Here is an 18,760-nt window from a genome sequence, read left to right on the forward strand (position 1 = left end):
CGCTTCAGTCGAAGATGTGCCGGAAGCGGCGTTCCGCGAGACGGCTGCATCCCATCACGATGGCCACGTTCGCGATCAGCAGCAACACGGCGATGCTCGCGCCGAGCGGCCAGTTGAGCGTGCCGAGAAACTCGTCGTAAGCGGCGGTCGCGACCACTTTGAGCCGCCGTCCGCCGATCAGCGCGGGCGTGGCGAACGCGGACGCCGACAGCGCGAACACGATGATCGATCCCGACAGCACGCCCGGCATGATCTGCGGCAGCACCACGCGGCGAAACACCCTGAGCGGCGATCCGCCGAGCGAGCGGCCCGCCCATTCGACCTGCGGATCGAGCTTCTGCATGTTGGCCCACACGGACATCACCATGAACGGCACGAGCACATGCGTGAGCGCGATGATCATGCCGGTCATCGTGAAGACGAGGCGCACGGGTTCGTCGGTGATATGCAGCGCCTGGAGCACGGTGTTGAGCACGCCGTTGTTGCCGAGCAGAATCTGCCAGCCGAGCGTGCGCACGACGACCGAGATGAGCAGCGGCCCGAGCACGATCAGCAGACACACCGATTGCCACGGCTTTTTCATGCGCGCGAGGATGATCGTCTCCGGCACGCCGAGCACGATGGACAACAGCGTCACGCTGAAAGCGAGGCCCGCCGTGCGCAGGAAGATCGTGCCGTAGTACGGGTCGCTCACCACTTCCCAGTAGTTCGACAGCGTGTAGGCGGACGTGACGCCGGCCGTATCGCTGAAGACTCGGAATGAGAGCGTGAGCGTGAGTACGAGCGGCACCAGCAACAGGCCGATGAAGAGCAGCAGCGCGGGCCCGGACAGAAGCCACGGCGCGGCGCCGGGGCGGGCGTCGTCAAGCGTGGCCATGAAGCGTCTCCTTGCCGTCTTGCGTGAGCACGCGCAGGTCGTCGTCGGTCCAGTCGAGCCCGACTTCATCGCCTTCCCCGGGCGGCGGCGCGCCGTGGTTCGGCTGCGCGACGCGCAGCTTGCCGAGCGACGTGTCCACTTCGAGCAGCCACTGATTGCCGACGAACACGCGCGTCACGATGCGGCCTTTGATGCGCGCGTCGCCATTCGCGAGATGCACTTTCTCCGGGCGGATATAGACGTTCACCGCGCCGTCCACGTGACGGCCTTCGTGCGGCACATGCAACTGTGTGCCCGCGACATCGACGATCGCGCAACGCGGATTGCGCAACAGCACTTCACCCGCGAACGTGTTCGTGCGGCCGAGAAACGTCGATGCGAACGGGGTCGTCGGACGCTCGTAGGCATCGTAAGGCGTGGACAACTGCGCGATCGTGCCGCGATGCATCACCGCGATGCGGTCGCTCATCGTCATCGCTTCGACCTGATCGTGCGTGACGAGGATCGTCGTGATGCCGAGGCGCTTCTGGATCGCGCGCAACTCGATGTGCATTTCCTCGCGCAGCTTCGCGTCGAGGTTCGACATGGGTTCGTCGAGCAGCAGCAGTTCGGGTTCCATCGCGATGGCGCGCGCGATGGCCACACGCTGCCGCTGGCCGCCCGACAATTCCTTCGGATAACGGTGCCCAAGGCCTTTGAGCCGCACGAGCGCGAGCGCTTCCGCGATGCGTTCGTCACGCTCACGGCGCTTGACCTTACGCATCTCCAGCCCGAAGCCGACGTTGCCCGCCACTGTCATGTGCGGAAACAACGCGTAGCTCTGAAACACCACGCCGATGCCGCGCTTTTCCGGGCGCTCGTTCGTGATGTCGCGGCCATCGAGCAGGATGCGGCCGGTCGTCGGCGTGACGAACCCCGCGACCATCTGCAGTGCCGTGGTCTTGCCGCAACCGGACGGGCCGAGCAGCGAAAGCAGTTCGCCGCGTTCGACGGACAAATCGAGCTGTTCGATCGCCGTGAAATCGCCGTAGCGTTTGGAGATGCCTTGCAGAGTCAGAAATGCCATGAGCGTCGCTCCTTGGACAGATGCGTTTTTAGCGCTCGACCGAGCGATTCCAGCGCTCCGTCCATTCGGTGCGATGCTGGTTGATGGTCGCCCAGTCCATCGCGGTCAGCTTCGCGACCTGGTCGGGACCGTAAGGCACGCGCGCCGCGACTTCCGGGCTCAGCTTCACCGTCTTGTTGACCGGGCCGAGGCCGATGTTCTGCGCCTGGAGCATCTGCACTTCCGGGGTCAGCAGGTACTGCACGAACTGTTGCGAGAGTTGCGGCTGCGCGTTCTCCGCGACGACACACGCCGCCACCTGCAACGCGACCGCGCCTTCCTTCGGGTAGATGAACTTGAGCGGAAAGCCCGTGTTCTGAAGCGCGACGGCGCGGCCGCTGCCGTACGGCGCGAGAATCACGTCGCCGGACTGCATCTGTCCGTCCATCTCGCCGGGCGTCGGCGCCCACGAGAGCACGTTCGGCGCGACCTGTTTCGTCATCGCCGTGAAGCCGGGTTCGATATTCTTCTCGCCGCCGCCGGACAGCCGCGCGAGCATCACGAGCGTATGCAGGCCATAGGTATTGGTGATCGGCGGCACGCCGAGCTTGCCTTTGAGATGCGAATCGGTGAGCGCTTTCCACGAATCGGGCGGCGGCAGGCCGGCCTTCTTGAAGGCTTCCTCGTTATAGCCGATACCCGTCGCCACCATGCCGACGCCGATCGCGGTCGGTCCCAGCTTCGCGAGCGGATAGACGTCGTTCATGACAGGTGCATCGTCGAGCTTCGCGCACAGGTTCATCTGCATGGCCTGATACATCGGGCCGTCGTCCATCACCGCGACGTTGATCTGCTGATGACCTTTCTGCGCCTGCAACTTGGCAAGCGTGTCGCTTGAATTGCCCGCCACGTAGACGATCTTGACGTTGTGCGCCTTCTCGAACGGCGGAATCACCTTCTGCCGATAAAGCTGTTCGTTGGAGCCGCCGACGTTGGCGACATACAACGTGGTTTCGGCCTGAGCGACGAGCGGCGCGGCGAAGACCGCGGCGAACGCCACGGCGGCGATAGCGCTGCGTGCGGGGAAGGCGGATAAACGGCGATGCAGCGCTTTGCTCATGACGTGGATCTCCATTGCGGGGGCGTGGGGAGGCGGGCTTCATGTGGTTTTTCGGCCCGTCGATGAACCGAGTGTCGCGCTGTCGAGTCATATCGTCCAATACTAATAAAATACCAATCTATGCATGGTTGATATACATTCCCAGACAGTCATGGTCGGTACTTAAGGGTTAGCACGCATGAATCTGAAGCACATCGAGGCGTTTCGGGCGGTCATGGTGGCGGGATCGATGACGGCCGCGGCCAAGGCGCTGTTCACGTCGCAGCCGAACGTGAGCCGCCTGATTTCGCAACTCGAACGCGAAACGGGCTTGCAGCTTTTCCAGCGCAGCGGCGTGCGGCTCATCCCGACGAGCGAAGGCACGGCGTTCTTTCGCGAAGTCGAGCGCGCGTTCGTCGGCTTGCAGGGACTCGCGAACGCGGCCGCGCAGATCCGCAATCTGGGGAGCGGACGTCTGCGCATCGCAGCCATGCCATCGGCCGGCATCACGCTCGTGCCGCATGCGATCAAGCGCTTTCATGCGCTTTTCCCTGAAGTGACCGTCTCGCTCCACGTGAATACGTCGGGGACGGTGAATCACTGGACCGCATCGCAGTTCTGCGATCTGGGCGTGGCGGTCTATGTCAGCGAGGCGTCCGATTGTCAGGTCGAGAAGTTATCGGACGTTCCCGCCGTCTGCGTGATGCCCGCGAACCATCGGCTCGCGGCGAAGCGCAATATTCGCCCCGAAGACCTGGAAGGGGAATCGTTCATCTCGCTATGTCACGGCGATGGCACGCGCACATTGATGGACGAGGTCTTTCAGCGCGCAGGCGTGAAGCGCGTGCTTGCCATCGAGGCGCAATACACCGCGATGTGCTGCGAGATGGTTCGCCACGGCATGGGCGTGACGCTCGCGCATCCCATCGTCGCGCGCGACTTCGCGGGACCGGGCATCGTCATCCGGCCGTTCCTGCCGGTCACACGCTTTCCGACGTATCTGCTCTTTCCACCGCACCGGCCCAAGGAGCGGCTTGCTTCGGCGTTCGTGGAAGTGCTGCGCGACTTGCACGATGAGTTGCTGGCCGAGGCCGGCGAGGCTGCGAAAAAAAGGTAGCGCGCAGCCTCGACGCGTTCAGCGCGGCGTGTTTCATTGGAAGGCAGAGTGGCGGGTCTTTTCTATAACTAAGGATGCCGTAGTAATATCGATTCGATGTGGGTCGAGATGAACTACAACGCCGTCATTGCGGGTTATGAGGACGCGCTATTGCGCCTCGTTTCGTCGATTGCAGGCGAGGGTATGAATAGTGCGGGCGGCCGGTTGCCCTGCCAGACGCGTCTGACGATCGCAGCGCTGAGCAGCGACGACGGCGGCATCGTCAAGTTGACAACCTTCAGAAACGCAGTCGTCAACGTGCTGTCGCGCGTCGCAGCAAGATGCAGCTTGCCGATGTACCAATTGATGAAGCGCATCATCGGCGGGCGCGCGCCCTTGACTCGTGGATGGCGCAAGTCGTTGCCAACCGCGATGTCCCAGGGAATATCGACGATCTTCGCGGCCGCTCCGAAGAACCGACGCGCAAGGTTGGCCGAGCCCGCGCACAGGCACCGATGCAGCGTCAGCGCTTCCTCCGCCGCGACCGTCATGCCCTGCCCGTAGACAGGATTGAAGCTGCAGATAGCGTCACCGAAAACGAGGTAATTCTCGGGAAAGCGCGCGAGCCTTTCGTACCGCCGGCGCAGACTGGAGACGTGGCGGTAGCGCCTGTAATCGGTCAGCGGCTCCGCTCTTGCGACGACGTCATGAATTTCCATGGTCGGCAGCGTCGCCAGATACGCGAGAAAGCCCTCGTCGTTGTGCGGTGCGTCGTCGCCAAGATATCCCCCGGCACTGACGATCCAGGTTTCGTTTTCCTGCGCGAGCATCACCCCGTTGCGCCAGTTCGGCGCACTGGCGGCGACGACGATACCGTGCTTGCCGTCGAGATCGGTCGGCCGGCGCCGATAGGTACGGGTCATGTAGGAGATGCCGATCTCGACCTTTTCATCGGCGGGTGCGGGGTAGCCGAGATCTTCAAGCCACGCAGCACTGGACGAGCCACGACCCGTTGCATCGACGACCAGGTCCGCCGCGATGGTCTCGTCCGGCTTGCCCTCGACACATGCACGCACGCCCGTCACGCTCCTGCAAGCGGGACCGGTGACAAGCCCCCGCACGGCGCAATTTTCCATGGCATGCACGTTGGGCAACCCCAAAAGCCGTCGACGCAGATGACCTTCGAGCACCGGACGGCTCGCAAGCAGACCGCTCAGGTCGCTTGTGCCGTTAGCAAGCCTGACGTTGCGACCGATCCAGATCACATCCCCGGCTACATCGCCGATCAGACCGCCGCTTTGCGCGACGACCTCGGTGTTATATCCGGGGAAGAAGTCCTCGAATATCGCGCTGCCACGGGCAAGGAGCCCGTGCGTATGACGACCCTGTGGCACCCCTTTGCGCGGCGTGTCCGCTGCCGGAAACGCATCGCGTTCGAGCACGGTGACACGGGTATAGAAATCCGACAGTACGCGGGCGGCCAGGAGCCCACCTATGCCGGCGCCGATCACAACGGCATGCTCGCCCAGTTTCTTCATGGCAATCCTCCAGTTCAGGTTTGTCGCGATGCGCCCAGCGGCCATCGTCTGAAGGCAAATGCTAGGATTGCGTCGTCCCCTGAGCGTCCCCCGGACGCCGTCGTCGAGGGCTCCTTTGCCATGGCTATGTTCAGCGTGCGAACGCTTGGATTTCCGGAGATTCGTCGGGACGGCCGGCTGTGCCAACTGGCCTTGCGCAAGGGCCTGGCTCTGCTGGTCTACCTGGCCGAAGCGAAGACGTCGGTCGGGCGCGACGCCTTTGCCACGATGCTGTGGCCGGAATGCCGCGAAGAAGTCGTGCGGGCGCGGTTGCGTCGTCTGTTGCATCGCCTCCACCTCGCGCTCGGCGACGACGTTCTGATCATCGACCGGTCAACGGTTCGATGGTCGGAGTCGATCGACGTGCAGGTGGATTCGCAGCTATTCGAGCAGGCTTGCGACCGCGGCGAGTTCGAGCGGGCGTGCCGCGAGTATTCCGGCGACTTTCTCGGGGGTTTTTCGCCCGGCGACTGCCCGGAGTTCGACGAGTGGGCTTTCTTTCGCCGGGAGGCATTGCGGGGCCGGGCGATCCAGGCGCTTGAGCGAGTGGTACACGACAAGAATGCGGCCAGTGACTATGCCGCGGCGGCCGCGCACGCTGGCCGTCTTGTCGAGCTCGATCCGCTTAGCGAGGTGTACGGCCGTCACCTCATCCGCAACTTCCTGCTCGCCGGAGACCGGGCCACGGCCCAGCGGCACTTTGAGGCCCTCACGCAGCGCCTTAGCGATGAACTCAATGTGGCGCCCGAACCCGAGACGTGCGCGCTGCTGAGTGGCAGCGCAACGTTGTCCATCGAGGAACCGCCGTCGACGCGCTATGTCAGCGGCGGCGGTGTCCATCTCGCATTCCAGACCTACGGCGCCGGCCGGCTCGATGTTCTGTTGCTGCCCGGTTTCGTCTCTCACGTCGAGCGGGTGTGGGAGGAGCCACGGTGCCGAACGTTTCTGTCCTCCCTCGCCGGAATGGGCCGTCTCATCTTGCTCGATCGTCGCGGTGTCGGGCTATCCGACCGGGTCGGGTTCAATCCGAGCGTCGACGCGACCGCGCAGGACATCGGCACCGTGCTCGACGCCGCCGGCAGCCGTCGGGTCGTGCTGTTCGGCGCGTCGGAGGGCGGACCTGCATGCATCAAGTTTGCCGTCGATCACCCCAATCGCGTCGCCGGCCTCATTCTTTTCGGCTCGTTAGCGAAGGGGACCGCGACGCACGACTATCCCTATGCGCTGCAGGCAAGTCAGTATGACGCGTGGCTGCGACAACTCATTGCAGGCTGGGGCGGGCCCGCAGGCATCGAGACATTCGCGCCGAGCCTGTGCGGGGATATTCAGGCGAGAGCCTGGTGGGCGGGCATGCTCCGGGCCGCGTCGAGTCCCGGAGCCATCAAGGGCGTGCTCGAAACATTGCGCGACATGGATGTGCGGCATCTTCTGGGCCGGGTATCCGTGCCGACCTTGGTGCTGCACCGTCACGACGACCGCGCCGTTCGCATCGGCGCCGGGCGGCATCTCGCCAGCCATATCGCGCATGCTCTGTACGTCGAGCTGGACGGGGCAGATCACTGGGCCTTCGCAGGAGATCAACGGCCCGTCCTGGACAACATCAGGCGATTTGTCGATGGTCTTGCTGCGTAACTGCGAACGAGAAACGCGGCATAGAGCCAGTTCCGACAACCTCGGACGCTGACTTCCGAACGTAGAGCTTCGGTCGCGGACTGGAGGCGTCCGAATACACCGTTGCAGGACCGAGCCGCTAAAAGCAGCGGCTTTTCTCGTCGGATCAGCGAATCACCAGGCCGCGTAATGTTCTTTGCGAATACTTAAGAAGCCTCATCGCCGCGCCCTCTCCAGTCATGCGCCGAAACGGGCGCGAAGGCGCGTGACAAGTCTCACCACCTCGCGGATGATAACGTTGGGCGGTATTCCAGAGGTGCAGCAATGACCGACGATCTGGCGGCATGGTTAGCGCAGATTGGCCTCGGCGCGCACGCTGCGAAGTTCATCGCGCAAGGGATCGACTGGGACGTGCTCGGAGACCTTTCCGAGTGCGACCTGAAGGAACTCGGCCTTACACTCGGCGACCGCAAGCGGCTCGCGAAAGGGCTCGCAAAACGGCTCGCGGCGCGGACCGACGCCCACGCACATGCGCACGAGCGGGTGCGGGATTGCGCAGCCTTGTCTTCGTCGCCTGTACCTGGCGCCATCGAGGCCGAGAGGCGGCAAGTCACAGTCATGTTTGTCGACCTGATCGATTCGACAGCACTAGGCGAGCGCTTCGATCCCGAGGACATGCGACGCCTTCTGGGCGGCTATCACCGGGCCTGTGCACGCGCGATCGAATCTCATGAAGGCCATATCGCGCTGTATATCGGCGACGGCCTGCTCGTCTATTTCGGCTACCCGAATGCGCACGAAGACGATGCCATACGCGCGGTGCTCGCCGCGCTTGCTGCGGTCGCGGCGCTTCGCGCGGCTAACGATCACGTCGAAAGCGAATACGGCGTGCGCCTGCACGTTCGTATCGGAATCGAAACGGGACTCGTCGTCGCTGGCGCAATTGGAGCGGGATCGTCGCTGAATCATCAGGCGATCGTCGGCGAAGCGCCGAATATCGCTGCAAGGCTGCAGGCGCTCGCTCCGCCGGATGGGATCGTGGTGGGACCGACGGCACAACACCTGATCGAAGGATCGTTCAAACTCGAAGACCTCGGTTGGCGCGAACTGAAGGGCGTCACCGGGCCGGTCCGGGTCCAACGCGTCCTTGCACACGCGGATGCGATCGATCGCTTCGAACTCAGGGCGCTCCACGGTGTGACGCCGCTAGTCGGCCGGACTGCGGAACTCGACATGATCCTGCAACGCTGGAAGCAGAGCGCCGATGGCGAAATGCGCTGCGTGCTGCTGACCGGCGAACCCGGCATCGGAAAATCTCGCGTGCTGCGGGCCCTTTGCGACAGCATCGATAAAGACACGCACGAGACCGTTCCGCTGCACTGTTCCGCGTATTATCGCAACAGCCCTTTTTGGCCGGTACTGCGTTGGCTACAACGCTTTTTTGGCGTCGGCCCCGACGCATCGGACGCGCTGGATACCGAGCGGCTGAAGGCAGGAGTCGCAAGACTCGGCGTCCAGGTCGACGAGACACTTCTGGTTCTTACGAACTTGCTTGCAATCCCGACAGGCGAGCGGCATCCGGCGATCGACACATCTTCTCCGTCGTTCAAGCGCCGGACACTGGACGTGCTGATAGCCATGCTCGAAGCGTCGACGCGCGTTCAGCCGGTGCTCGTCGTGGTCGAAGACGCGCACTGGATCGACCCGTCATCCCTTGAGTTCGTTCGGCTCGTGCTCGAACAACTCGTTTCCGCCCGGCTGCTGGTATTGATCACGGCGCGGCCGGAATTCAAACCAGACTGGACCTTTCCTCATCTCGTGCAACTCAATCTCGATCGGCTGTCGCGCCGCGACTGCGTGGCGATGGTCGAGCGGCTGACGGGAGGCAAGCGGCTCCCGGATCTCGTAGTCGATCAGATCGTCTCCAAGACGGACGGCGTACCGCTCTTCGTCGAGGAACTGACCAAGGCCGTTCTGCAGAGTGATTTGTTGCAGGATGCCGGCGTTCGATACGATGTGAAAGGCACGCCGCAGACGTTCGCGATTCCCGACACGCTGCAAGGCTCGCTGCTGTCCCGGCTCGACCGGCTTGAGCCGACCGTCAAGGAAACCGCCCAGATTGCGGCCACAGTCGGACGTGAGTTCAGCAAGAGGCTGCTTGCGCTGATTGCGTCCCGGTCAGAGAACGAACTTCAGGAGACGCTCGATCGCCTGATCGCAGCCGAAATCGTTGTTCCTGCTTCAGGGAAACTCGCGGAGGAAGACACCTATTTGTTTCGGCACGCCTTGATTCAGGAGATCGCATATCAATCCCTGCTGCTTGCGCGCCGACGCCAATACCACGCGTTAATCGCCGCTGCTCTCGAAGAACATTATCCTGACATCGTTGAGCGCCAACCCGAACTGATCGCGCAGAACTTCGCTGCCGCCGACCTGCCGGATCGCGCGATCGGCTATTGGCAGCGTGCCGGGGAACGGGCGCTTGGAGGCGCCGCCTACGCCGAGACGATTGCCCATGTGCAGCGTGGACTTGAACTGATCGACCGATGCGCCTACGTCGATCGGGATCGTGCGACGCACCTGTTGCCTCTGCTGCTGACAAGAGGCCGGGCGGAACTCCGACTGGCCCAACGCGAAGCGGTCGTGACCTTCCGCGAGGCGGCTCGAATTGCCCGCGAGCAGAAAATGACGTCGTATCTCGTTCAGGCAGCATTGGACTTCGACACTGCCGAGACCTTCCTTGAAGGCTCTGGCGACGCATCGCTTTCGCTACTGGAAGAGGCGCTCGCCCTGACTGGCACCGAGGAATCGGTCGAGCGTTGCCGCCTTTTGAGTCGCCTCGTCCGCACCGTCCATATGACGGGCGCGCGGGAACAAAGCAGCGAATTTGCGCTGGAGGCCGTCGCACTCGCGCGACGCCTGAACGACCTGCCGAGCCTGTTCGATGCTTTGGCATGCGAATTAATGCATGTGGGCGCGCTCCCGTTGTCCGCGGACAGGTTTTCGGAGCGTGAAAGCGTGTTGCTGGAATTGAGGCAGATAGCGGAGAATCTCGGCGATGCGCACACCATCGGTCATGCATGCGCTCGATGTCTTGCCGGCTACCTGGAGATCGGCGAGATCGATCAATTCGAGAGCGCGCTGGAGCGGTATCGGCAGATTGCCGCCAGCGGACAGCACTTCGTCGACAAATGGTGCGTGACGGGCGCACAGGCGATGCGAGCGATACTCGTCGGCGACTTCGCCGAGGCGGAGCACAAGACGCGCGACTCCCTTCAGATGGCCCAGAGCGCCGACGCGAATCTGGCAACCGGTGTCTACGGCATGCAGATGTTCTCGATTCGCCGCGAACAGGGCCGGCTCGCCGAAGTGGCGCCGATCTTCAAGCGCCTGATCGACGCGCATTCCGAGGATGCGACATGGCGACCGGGATTCATGTTGATCTGCTGCGATCTCGGCTTCGAAGCGCAGGCTCGCGACAATCTCGACCGGCTTGCGGAAGCGGAACAAGGCGTCCCCGTGGACAGCAAGCGGCTGGTCACGCTGGCTTACCTGGCGGAGGTGGCTGCGCGCCTGCGGGACCTCAAACATGCGGAGCGCATTTACTCCCTTCTGCTGCCATTCGGCGATCAGGCCGTCACGGTTCCGGTCTTTACCCTTTGCTGCGGATCTGCGGCACGGTTTCTCGGCATGCTGGCCCATGCGCTCGGCGACTGGTCGGCCGCGGAACAGCATTTCGAATACGCGCTGCACATGGACGAGCGCTTGCGAGCCTGGCCCTGGCTCGCCCATAGCCGGCACGAATACGCGCTCATGCTGGCGGCGCGCAATCGCATCGACGACGGAGCACGAGCGCAAGATCTGCTCTCGATTGCGGCGGCCGAAGCCAAAAGACTCAAGATGTTCGCCCTCGTCGAGCGCATTGGTGGCGCGCAGACCGGCGCAGGGACCCGAAATTAGCACAGGCTATCGCACGGTCTGACGTGCAATGGGCCGTCACTACCCGAGGAGGATGCCATGCCACGCTTCATGATCGAACGTAATTTTGCGGAACAACTCGAAGTCACGGGCGACAGTGCGGCCACGGTGAAGCGAATCAACGACGAAGAAGGCGTCGAGTGGCTCTTTTCGTTTCTCAGCGCGGACAAGAAAAAGACTTATTGCCTGTATGAGGCGCCCAATGCCGAGGCCATCCGCGCCGCGGCACGCCGGGCAAATCTGCCGGCGGATGTGATCATCGAGGTAAGCGACTTGCGGCCGGAAATGTTTAGCTAGATGTGGTCCGACAGGTTCCTCGATCTTATGGCGATGGAATCGGCAGGGACGCTGCACACTGCGCACTTTTTTCAAGTTCCGTGAGAAAGCTCGCAATGATCCGCGCAACGTCCGCCGGCGCTTCAAGCGGTGACAGATGGCCGGCGCCCGGAAGAATGTGCATGGCCGCATGCGGAATGCGAGGCAGCAACTCGGCCTGCAAGGTAGCGACGCGATCCACCTGGTCCAGCTCTCCTGCGATGACGACAGTCGGTACGTCGATCGCCGCCACCGCTGCGGTAATGTCTTCACGCATCGCGACGTCGGGCCACGCTGCCTTTGCCTGCGGCGCGGCCTTCAGGCTGTCCTCGATCACCTGCTCGCGACACGCAGCGTCGAGCGGCTTCGCGGTGAGCACGTGGTCGATGACGAACTCGATCGATTCGCGTGATCGGTAGGCGCCCGACAGCGTCGCGCGTTCCGCGTCCGAGAGAAGCATGGGCGATGGTGGCGACGGTGCAACCAGCACGAGACCTTCGAGCCCGTCGGGCCGGCGCGACGCGATGAGCTGCGCGACCTTGCCGCCCATCGAATGACCGACGAGCACGTAGCGCCTCAAATTCAGCGCCTTGATGACGCCCTCGGCGTCATCGGCCAGATCGGCGATACGGTAGCCATCCGCGGGTGCGTCGGAGTCGCCCCAGCCTCGATGATCGGTCGCCACGATGCGATACCGGTCGGATAGACGAGTCGCCACCCTGTCCCACGTGCGGGACGAGCCTCCGTAGTAGTGCAGGAATACCAGTGCGAGATCTCCGCTGCCTTGCAGCGCGACGTGAATCCGCGTGCCATTCGTCTCGATTTCCATTTTGTGCACCTCCGTTTATTGGATAAACGAATCGTAGAGGCATGCATCTGATTTGATAATTGCCCGCGGAATGGCGACAGTCGATAATCCTGGTATCGAATCGAGGGAAGAAATGGACCGGCTAACCAGTCTTGGTGTGTTCGTCGCCGCGGTGGAGGAAGGTAGCTTCGCTGCGGCCGCGCGGCGTTTCGGGCTGTCACCCGCGATGGCGGGCAAGCATGTGAGTGAAATCGAGGCGCGACTGAATGCGCGGCTGCTTCAACGAACCACTCGGCGCTTGAGTCTGACGGATACGGGCCAGGCCTACTATGAACGCAGCAAGCAGATTCTCGAAGCGTTCGACGACGCCAACCGGGAGGCCAGCGATTCCCAAGGTACGGCGCGTGGCGTCCTGCGAATCGCAGCGCCGGTTACGTTCGGCGCGATGCATCTGGGGCCAGTCGTCGCGCGTTACATTGAAGACCATCCGCAGGTGAATGTCGAAGTGGTTCTCGGGGATCGCTATATCGACCTGCTCGATGAAGGCATAGACGTCGCGATCCGGATAGGGCGACTAGATGGCCCGGCACTGGTTACACGACGGATCGCTCCTTGCCGGATGGTCGTATGCGCATCGCGTGCGTACCTCGAACGGCAAGGGACGCCGCGTAAGCCCGGCGATCTGCTTCAGGCGCCGAGGCTTGTCTTTAGCGAGGCCGTGTCCGCGGGAGACTGGACATTGTTCGATGCGAAGAACCGCGCGTTTGTCATCGAAGGACCTTCGCGGATTTCGGCTAATAACACGCAAATCCTGTTGTCCGCCGCGCTCGCTGGCGTCGGCATTGCGTACGGTCCGACGTTCGTCTTTGGGGAGCATCTGCGGCGCGGTGAGCTTGTCGCGCTGCTGCCGGCCTACCGTGCCACGGAATTAGTGGTCCAGGCGGTTTATCCAGGCGCACGGCGCATACCGCTTAAAGTGAGGCGGTTCGTCGATTACCTTGCGGAAGCGTTCGGCGATGAACCGCCTTGGGATCGACAGTGAAAAGAGTCGGCATCCATCGCCTTCCCGCGCGCTACGGAGCAGCAAACGTTTCCTTACGTCAACGCGCGAAAACATCGACGCAACGCTTTCAGTCAATGCTTCATTTGTTGAAAGTTTCCTCGGATGAATGTGGCGCAGGCAACATAGCTGTTACAAGTTATTACGGAGAATCCATCCCGTCGTACAAATAAAACAAAACGCTTAAAACAGATCGTCTGAAGGCAGCACCATAGCGGCCAAAGACTTACGGGGAAGTCATGCAGCGAGAAAAGAACAACGCGCCCGGCAAAGGGCGGGTCGTCGCAGTGTGCATCGGGGTTTCAATCATTGCGACGCACGCGAGCGCTCAGGATGCGGAAATGCCGCCGGCCTTGAACGTGAACGTGAACGTGAACGTGAACGCAACGTCCCAGGCTCAACCGCTCATTTCGCTGCCCAGCACGCCGGCGCCCGGTCCGGTCGGCAACACCACCGCGCTGCCCGCCGCGAATGGCGCGCCTCTCACGCCGCGCGGCACGGTGAATGCCGCATCGTCGCTCGACAAGAGCGCCACGCTCGCCGGCACGCCGCGCTCGCGCACCGTCGATGTCGAAGGCAAGCAGTCACTCGACGACGCACTCGGTGGCGTCGTCACCACGGACACGGTGACGCTCGCAGGGCAGGACTTCTACACGTGGTTCGCGCAGACGTGGAGCGCCATTCCGCTCTCCGAGCGTTACATCGTCTCGGTGCACGAGCGGCCGTCGCCGCGTTACGGCAGCCTCGTGTGGGTGGAGTACGGTCAGCGTCGCGTGTTCCAGGCGTTCCTGCCGATTGCCCGCTCGAACGTGAAGCCGATTGCGGAAGGCGCGGCGCAGATCGCGTTTCAGAACGTGATGCAGGCCGACCTGACTCGCCTGCTGTTCCACGACGCCGACATGGCGACGGACGAACTATAAAAAAAACGCATCATAAAAAATAGATGCAGTAAGGCCAAAAAAATACGGGGAAAACGCAATGAAAACGAATGCGCTCTTGAAACGCGCGTTGCTCGCTTGCGCGCTTACGCTGCCGGTCATCACGGCCCAGGCCACATCGCTTGTGTATGAGCCGGTGAATCCGAACTTCGGCGGCAATCCGCTGAACGGAACCAACTTGCTCAACGAGGCGAACGCACAGAACAAGTACAAGGATCCGTCGACCGCCAGCCTCGGCACGAGCGGCCAGTCCACGCTCGATCAGTTCAATACGCAGTTGCAGCAGGCGATTCTGTCCCGCGTCGCGTCGTCGATCTCTAGCTCCATCGTCGGCACGGACGGCACGCTGCATCCCGGCACGATCAACACCGGCAACTTCTCGATTGCGATCACGCAAGTCACCGGCGGCAATCTGCAAGTGACGACGACCGACAAGACCACGGGTGCCTCGACGACTTTCGTCGTCGGCAACGGCCAGTAACGCGAGCGCCCATACGAAATGAACAAGCAAGCTATCACGACCATCGCGACGCGCGCGGCACTGGGCGCCACGATCATGGCAACGATGTTGTTGACCGGCTGCGTCACCACGCCGATGCCATCCGCGGGCAATGCGACGCTTACGCCGCCGACGCGCGTCACGCGCGATCTCACGCACCTGCCGCCGCCGAAAGGGCGCATCGTCGCGGCCGTGTACGGTTTTCGCGATCTGACGGGCCAGTACAAGCCGTCGCCGGACAGTTCGTTTTCGTCGCAGGTGACGCAGGGCGGCGCTTCGTTTCTCGTGAAGGCGATGCGCGATTCCGGCTGGTTCACGCCCGTCGAGCGCGAAAACCTTCAGGACCTGCTGACCGAGCGCAAGATCATGCGCGCACTGGAAACGCCGGACGACAGGAAGAACGCGATACCGCAGATCGGCGCGCTGGCGCCGGCGAGCATCGTGCTGGAAGGCGGCATCGTCGGTTACGACACGAACATTCGCACGGGTGGCGCGGGCGTCGCGTACTTGGGGATTTCCGCGTCGCAGCAGTATCGCGTCGATCAGGTGACGGTGAACCTCCGTGCCGTGGATATCCGCAACGGCACGATTCTCAACAGCGTGTCGACGACCAAGACCATCTATTCGATTCAGGTCGATACCGGCGTGTATCGCTTCATCGGCTTCAAGGATTTGCTGCAGGCCGAAGCCGGCATGACGCGCAACGAGCCGCAGCAGTTGTGCGTGAACGAGGCGATCGAATCGGCGCTCGTGCATCTGATCGTGCAAGGCGTCGCGAACCAGACCTGGGTGCTCAAGGACATGAAGGACTGGTACGACCCGACGGTGCAGCGCTATCTGCAGGAAAACCAGGGTTACGCGCAGACGATGGAAGACGTGAACCCGCCGTATAGCCCGGTGAAGATCGATCCGCCGAAGACCATCGGTAGCTAGACCGTCTCAACGAGAAGGAGATCAGCATGAAATCAGCGCGTCTGCCCATGCGCACATCGAAACTCGCTCTGTGCGCGGCGCTCGGCGCGGTCGTGTCGCTCGCGGTGTACGCGGCGGATCTGTCGTCGGTCTCGGACTTCGGTCCGCCCGAACCGGGCTTCGGCGGTTCGACGCAAGTCGCTCATGTGTCGCAACAGGGCCAGGGTAATCGTCTCAACGCTATTCAGGCGGGACAAAATGGTTTGATGGCCAATCAGATGGGTATCGCGAACGCGGCGGCGACGGCACAGGTTGGCAACGACAACTGGACGGTGCTTCAGCAAAGCGGCGCCGCCAATCTTTACACCGGGTATCAGGCGGGCCAGTACAACCGATCTATCGCGGTACAGAACGGCAGCGGTAACGAAGCAACGGTCACGCAGGTCGGGAACTCGATGTCGTCGCAGGTGACGCAGCTCGGCAACAACAACGAGATTTCGATAGTGCAGAGCAGGAACGGCTCAGGGCTGTCGGTTACGCAGACCGGCGGTGCCCGGGCGGCAGTTCTCATGAAATAGGCAGGCGAGGAGACCAGGTAGCACAGTTTGGAAGTGTGGGTGTTGGGGTGTGTGGGTGGGCAGGACCGGTCGTCAGCGGGGGTTGTCGGCCGTTAGGGTAGCTAATTTATTTGCTTATAAAACATCAAGTCAACGAGGCATAAAAATGAAAGTAAAGGCAATCATCATCGCTATGGGTCTGGCAGCATTGGCTTCGACGTCGGCTTTTGCCGCATCGGTCGGCGAAGGCGCGATCGTCGAGCAGTATGGCAACGGCAATACCGCCGGCGTGACGCAGACTTCATCCAGCTATGACCGCGTAAAAGTCCAGCAAAACGGCGACGGGTCGAGCGCGACTGTCACGTCGAGCAACGGCGGCGGCAACGTGACCGACATCCAGCAAAACGCGGCTGGCGTGTCGGGCGCATCGAAGCTGAGCGCGACCCTCACGCAACAGCAGGCGATCGGTGAATCGACCACCATCAAGCAAACGGGCAGCAACAGCTCGGCAAACGTGACGCAAACGGCTTCGTCCTACGACAAGGACACCGTCACCCAGTTCGGCAAGAACGACTCCGCAACGATCAATCGCACCGGCTCCAGCTGGAACACGGTCAACATCGACCAGGGCACGAGCAAGACCGCAGGCGTGAGCGACGGCGCAACGGCGACCGTCACGCAGACGACCACCATCGGCAACCGCGTCGACATCATGCAAGGCAACAAGAACGGTATCGCGACGGTGACGCAGACGAACGGCGGCTACAACGCGGCGCGCATCGACCAGCGCGGCGATCATAACGACGGCAAGATCGAGCAGATTTCGGAAATCGGCGACAACGTGTCGATCAAGCAGGCCGACTTCGCACGCGCGCAAGTCCATTCGGAAAACGGCGGCGGCAACACGACTAAGATCGACCAGAGCGGCGCGGGCGCTCCGCACTACGCCCAGGTGACGCAGGGCAACGCGACCAACGAAACGACGACGATCCTGCAAACCGGCTCGGCCTACAACACGGCATACGTCGATCAGTATCGCGAAGCCAACGACCACACGTACGTGGTTCAGGCGGGTGATCGCAATACGGCGGCCGTTCATCAGACGGACGGTGGCAACAACCTGGCAGTCGCGGTTCAGGTTGGTTCGGGCAACAACATGGATCTGACGCAACAGGGCGCGTTCGAATCGACGCTGCTGGCCGGTCAGGGCGGCGGCTTCAACACTGCGAAGGGCAAGCAGTCGGGCTCGTATGAAGAGATGGCGCTCGCGCAAGTGGGCTACCTGAACTCGGCGGACGCTTCGCAAGCCGGTGCGTATAACACGGCCTCGATTATCCAGGTCGGCAACGCCAACTACGGCTCGGTGACTCAGAGCGGTATCGGCAATGCGGCTGCGATCACCCAAGGCGGTTCGTTCAATAAGGCTGTCGTCGTTCAGAAGTAAAAAGCGCGACTATTGGTGGGTTGCAGTGCGGGCGGAGAGCGGTTTGAAAAGCCGCTCTCCGCCGTTGTATAGCTGCTGTGCCGAGAGAAGTTGCGCGACGACATGAAGGCGGCAGTAGCGCGTGTTACTTCCCGTACATGTCGAAATCGAAGTACTTCGCCTCGATCCTGCGATACGTGCCGTCGTGCAGGATCGCCGCAATCGCGCCGTTGAGCGCATCACGCAGTTCGGGGTCGGACTTGCGCACACCAGCGGCGTCGCCATCGCCCATGATCTTCGCGTCGTACACCACATCGCCCGCGAATGCGAACCCCTTGCCGGCAGGCGTCGCGAGGAAGCCGAGCTTGCCCTGAATGGCATCCATCAACACGGCATCGACGCGGCCCGCACTCAGATCGGCATATGCCTGGTCGTAGCTCGGATACGCGACCACGTCCACACCCGACGACGCCCACTTCTCGCGTGCATACGTTTCCTGCACCGTCCCTTGCTCGACCGCCACGCGCTTACCCGCGAGCTTCGATGCGTCGGGCAGCAGATGCGCGCTGTCCTTCGCGATCAGACGCGTCTGGTTGCGATACAGCCGCTCAGTGAAATCGATCTGCTCGCGACGCTTCGCATTTGCCGCCATCGACGACAGGATCACGTCGAACTTGCGCGCCTGCAGACCGGGAATCAGGCCGTCGAAGCTGCTTTGCACCCACACGCACTTCGCCTTGAGCTTCGCGCACAGTGCGTTGCCGAGATCGATGTCGAAGCCTTGCACCTGGCCGTCCTTCGCGACCGATTCGAACGGCGGATAAGTCGGGTCCACGCCGACGCGAATCGTGCTCCATTCCTTGGCCGATGCCATCGTGCTCGCGGCCATCAGGGCGAGCGCGGCGGCGGTGAGCATCGTCTTTGCGCGTGAGGTCTTCATAAGGGCTCCGTGTGTGGTGAGGTTT

Annotated in this window: 16 protein-coding genes; 10 read left to right on the top strand and 6 right to left on the bottom strand. The window is 62.4% G+C overall.

Annotation, left to right across the window (positions count from 1 at the left end):
- Positions 1-4: 4 nt before the first annotated feature.
- The 3 genes from AWB82_RS13320 to AWB82_RS13330 are packed head-to-tail and all read right to left on the bottom strand — an operon-like array spanning position 5 to position 3,042.
- Positions 5-877: an ABC transporter permease gene (locus AWB82_RS13320; RefSeq protein WP_086967740.1), complete on the bottom strand. Its 873-nt coding sequence runs from the start codon at positions 875-877 to the stop codon at positions 5-7.
- Positions 864-1,943 carry an ABC transporter ATP-binding protein gene (locus AWB82_RS13325; protein ID WP_086967742.1) on the bottom strand — a complete coding sequence of 360 codons (1,080 nt, stop codon included), beginning with the start codon at positions 1,941-1,943 and terminating at the stop codon, positions 864-866. Before AWB82_RS13325 ends, AWB82_RS13320 begins: the two co-directional genes overlap by 14 nt.
- Positions 1,944-1,971: 28 nt before the next feature.
- Positions 1,972-3,042 (bottom strand): ABC transporter substrate-binding protein, encoded by a 1,071-nt coding sequence (locus AWB82_RS13330; protein ID WP_086967903.1) that lies wholly within the window; start codon positions 3,040-3,042, stop codon positions 1,972-1,974.
- A gap of 178 nt (positions 3,043-3,220) precedes the next feature.
- Between AWB82_RS13330 and AWB82_RS13335 the strand changes: the two genes are divergently transcribed.
- The gene (locus AWB82_RS13335; protein WP_086967744.1) at positions 3,221-4,138 is read left to right on the top strand and encodes a LysR substrate-binding domain-containing protein; all 918 of its coding nucleotides are present in this window, start codon (positions 3,221-3,223) and stop codon (positions 4,136-4,138) included.
- A gap of 134 nt (positions 4,139-4,272) precedes the next feature.
- On the opposite strand, the gene AWB82_RS13340 is transcribed toward AWB82_RS13335, so the two are convergent.
- Positions 4,273-5,655 (bottom strand): NAD(P)/FAD-dependent oxidoreductase, encoded by a 1,383-nt coding sequence (locus AWB82_RS13340; RefSeq protein ID WP_086967746.1) that lies wholly within the window; start codon positions 5,653-5,655, stop codon positions 4,273-4,275.
- A 120-nt stretch (positions 5,656-5,775) separates the two neighbouring features.
- On the opposite strand from AWB82_RS13340, the gene AWB82_RS13345 reads away from it, so the two are divergent.
- The 3 genes from AWB82_RS13345 (at position 5,776) to AWB82_RS13355 (ending at position 11,580) form a co-directional block, all read left to right on the top strand.
- Positions 5,776-7,326: an alpha/beta hydrolase gene (locus AWB82_RS13345; RefSeq protein ID WP_086967748.1), complete on the top strand. Its 1,551-nt coding sequence runs from the start codon at positions 5,776-5,778 to the stop codon at positions 7,324-7,326.
- A gap of 303 nt (positions 7,327-7,629) precedes the next feature.
- Positions 7,630-11,265 (top strand): ATP-binding protein, encoded by a 3,636-nt coding sequence (locus tag AWB82_RS13350; RefSeq protein WP_086967750.1) that lies wholly within the window; start codon positions 7,630-7,632, stop codon positions 11,263-11,265.
- A gap of 57 nt (positions 11,266-11,322) precedes the next feature.
- A complete protein-coding gene (locus tag AWB82_RS13355; protein ID WP_086967752.1) occupies positions 11,323-11,580 on the top strand; it encodes a DUF4242 domain-containing protein in 258 nt (85 codons plus the stop codon).
- Between the two features lie 25 nt (positions 11,581-11,605).
- On the opposite strand, the gene AWB82_RS13360 is transcribed toward AWB82_RS13355, so the two are convergent.
- Positions 11,606-12,427 carry an alpha/beta fold hydrolase gene (locus AWB82_RS13360; RefSeq protein WP_086967754.1) on the bottom strand — a complete coding sequence of 274 codons (822 nt, stop codon included), beginning with the start codon at positions 12,425-12,427 and terminating at the stop codon, positions 11,606-11,608.
- Between the two features lie 112 nt (positions 12,428-12,539).
- Here AWB82_RS13360 and AWB82_RS13365 point away from each other — a divergent pair, with 112 nt between their 5' ends.
- The 6 genes from AWB82_RS13365 to AWB82_RS13390 all read left to right on the top strand — a co-directional run bounded on the left by AWB82_RS13365 (position 12,540) and on the right by AWB82_RS13390 (position 17,816).
- Positions 12,540-13,448, top strand: coding sequence for a LysR family transcriptional regulator (locus AWB82_RS13365; protein ID WP_086967756.1), 909 nt, complete (start codon positions 12,540-12,542; stop codon positions 13,446-13,448).
- A gap of 359 nt (positions 13,449-13,807) precedes the next feature.
- Positions 13,808-14,386 carry a CsgE family curli-type amyloid fiber assembly protein gene (locus AWB82_RS13370; RefSeq protein WP_159462584.1) on the top strand — a complete coding sequence of 193 codons (579 nt, stop codon included), beginning with the start codon at positions 13,808-13,810 and terminating at the stop codon, positions 14,384-14,386.
- A 58-nt stretch (positions 14,387-14,444) separates the two neighbouring features.
- Entirely contained in the window at positions 14,445-14,885 is a 441-nt protein-coding gene (locus AWB82_RS13375; protein ID WP_086967760.1) for a curli assembly protein CsgF, read from the top strand.
- Between the two features lie 18 nt (positions 14,886-14,903).
- Positions 14,904-15,836, top strand: a complete 933-nt coding sequence (locus tag AWB82_RS13380; RefSeq protein WP_086967762.1) for a CsgG/HfaB family protein — start codon at positions 14,904-14,906, stop codon at positions 15,834-15,836.
- A 26-nt stretch (positions 15,837-15,862) separates the two neighbouring features.
- The gene (locus AWB82_RS13385; protein WP_086967764.1) at positions 15,863-16,393 is read left to right on the top strand and encodes a hypothetical protein; all 531 of its coding nucleotides are present in this window, start codon (positions 15,863-15,865) and stop codon (positions 16,391-16,393) included.
- 145 nt (positions 16,394-16,538) lie between these two features.
- A complete protein-coding gene (locus tag AWB82_RS13390) occupies positions 16,539-17,816 on the top strand; it encodes a hypothetical protein (protein WP_086967766.1) in 1,278 nt (425 codons plus the stop codon).
- Between the two features lie 124 nt (positions 17,817-17,940).
- Here AWB82_RS13390 and AWB82_RS13395 read toward each other — a convergent pair whose 3' ends face one another.
- Entirely contained in the window at positions 17,941-18,735 is a 795-nt protein-coding gene (locus tag AWB82_RS13395) for an ABC transporter substrate-binding protein (protein WP_086967768.1), read from the bottom strand.
- Positions 18,736-18,760: the final 25 nt, after the last annotated feature.

This window comes from Caballeronia glebae (genome assembly GCF_001545035.1).
GTDB classification, from domain to species: Bacteria; Pseudomonadota; Gammaproteobacteria; order Burkholderiales; family Burkholderiaceae; genus Caballeronia; species Caballeronia glebae.

Coding starts and splice junctions, on each gene's coding strand:
- AWB82_RS13320 (WP_086967740.1), bottom strand. CDS start 877: ATGGCCACGCTTGACGACGCCCGCCCCGGCGCCGCGCCGTGGCTTCTG.
- AWB82_RS13325 (WP_086967742.1), bottom strand. CDS start 1,943: ATGGCATTTCTGACTCTGCAAGGCATCTCCAAACGCTACGGCGATTTC.
- AWB82_RS13330 (WP_086967903.1), bottom strand. CDS start 3,042: ATGAGCAAAGCGCTGCATCGCCGTTTATCCGCCTTCCCCGCACGCAGC.
- AWB82_RS13335 (WP_086967744.1), top strand. CDS start 3,221: ATGAATCTGAAGCACATCGAGGCGTTTCGGGCGGTCATGGTGGCGGGA.
- AWB82_RS13340 (WP_086967746.1), bottom strand. CDS start 5,655: ATGAAGAAACTGGGCGAGCATGCCGTTGTGATCGGCGCCGGCATAGGT.
- AWB82_RS13345 (WP_086967748.1), top strand. CDS start 5,776: ATGGCTATGTTCAGCGTGCGAACGCTTGGATTTCCGGAGATTCGTCGG.
- AWB82_RS13350 (WP_086967750.1), top strand. CDS start 7,630: ATGACCGACGATCTGGCGGCATGGTTAGCGCAGATTGGCCTCGGCGCG.
- AWB82_RS13355 (WP_086967752.1), top strand. CDS start 11,323: ATGCCACGCTTCATGATCGAACGTAATTTTGCGGAACAACTCGAAGTC.
- AWB82_RS13360 (WP_086967754.1), bottom strand. CDS start 12,427: ATGGAAATCGAGACGAATGGCACGCGGATTCACGTCGCGCTGCAAGGC.
- AWB82_RS13365 (WP_086967756.1), top strand. CDS start 12,540: ATGGACCGGCTAACCAGTCTTGGTGTGTTCGTCGCCGCGGTGGAGGAA.
- AWB82_RS13370 (WP_159462584.1), top strand. CDS start 13,808: ATGCCGCCGGCCTTGAACGTGAACGTGAACGTGAACGTGAACGCAACG.
- AWB82_RS13375 (WP_086967760.1), top strand. CDS start 14,445: ATGAAAACGAATGCGCTCTTGAAACGCGCGTTGCTCGCTTGCGCGCTT.
- AWB82_RS13380 (WP_086967762.1), top strand. CDS start 14,904: ATGAACAAGCAAGCTATCACGACCATCGCGACGCGCGCGGCACTGGGC.
- AWB82_RS13385 (WP_086967764.1), top strand. CDS start 15,863: ATGAAATCAGCGCGTCTGCCCATGCGCACATCGAAACTCGCTCTGTGC.
- AWB82_RS13390 (WP_086967766.1), top strand. CDS start 16,539: ATGAAAGTAAAGGCAATCATCATCGCTATGGGTCTGGCAGCATTGGCT.
- AWB82_RS13395 (WP_086967768.1), bottom strand. CDS start 18,735: ATGAAGACCTCACGCGCAAAGACGATGCTCACCGCCGCCGCGCTCGCC.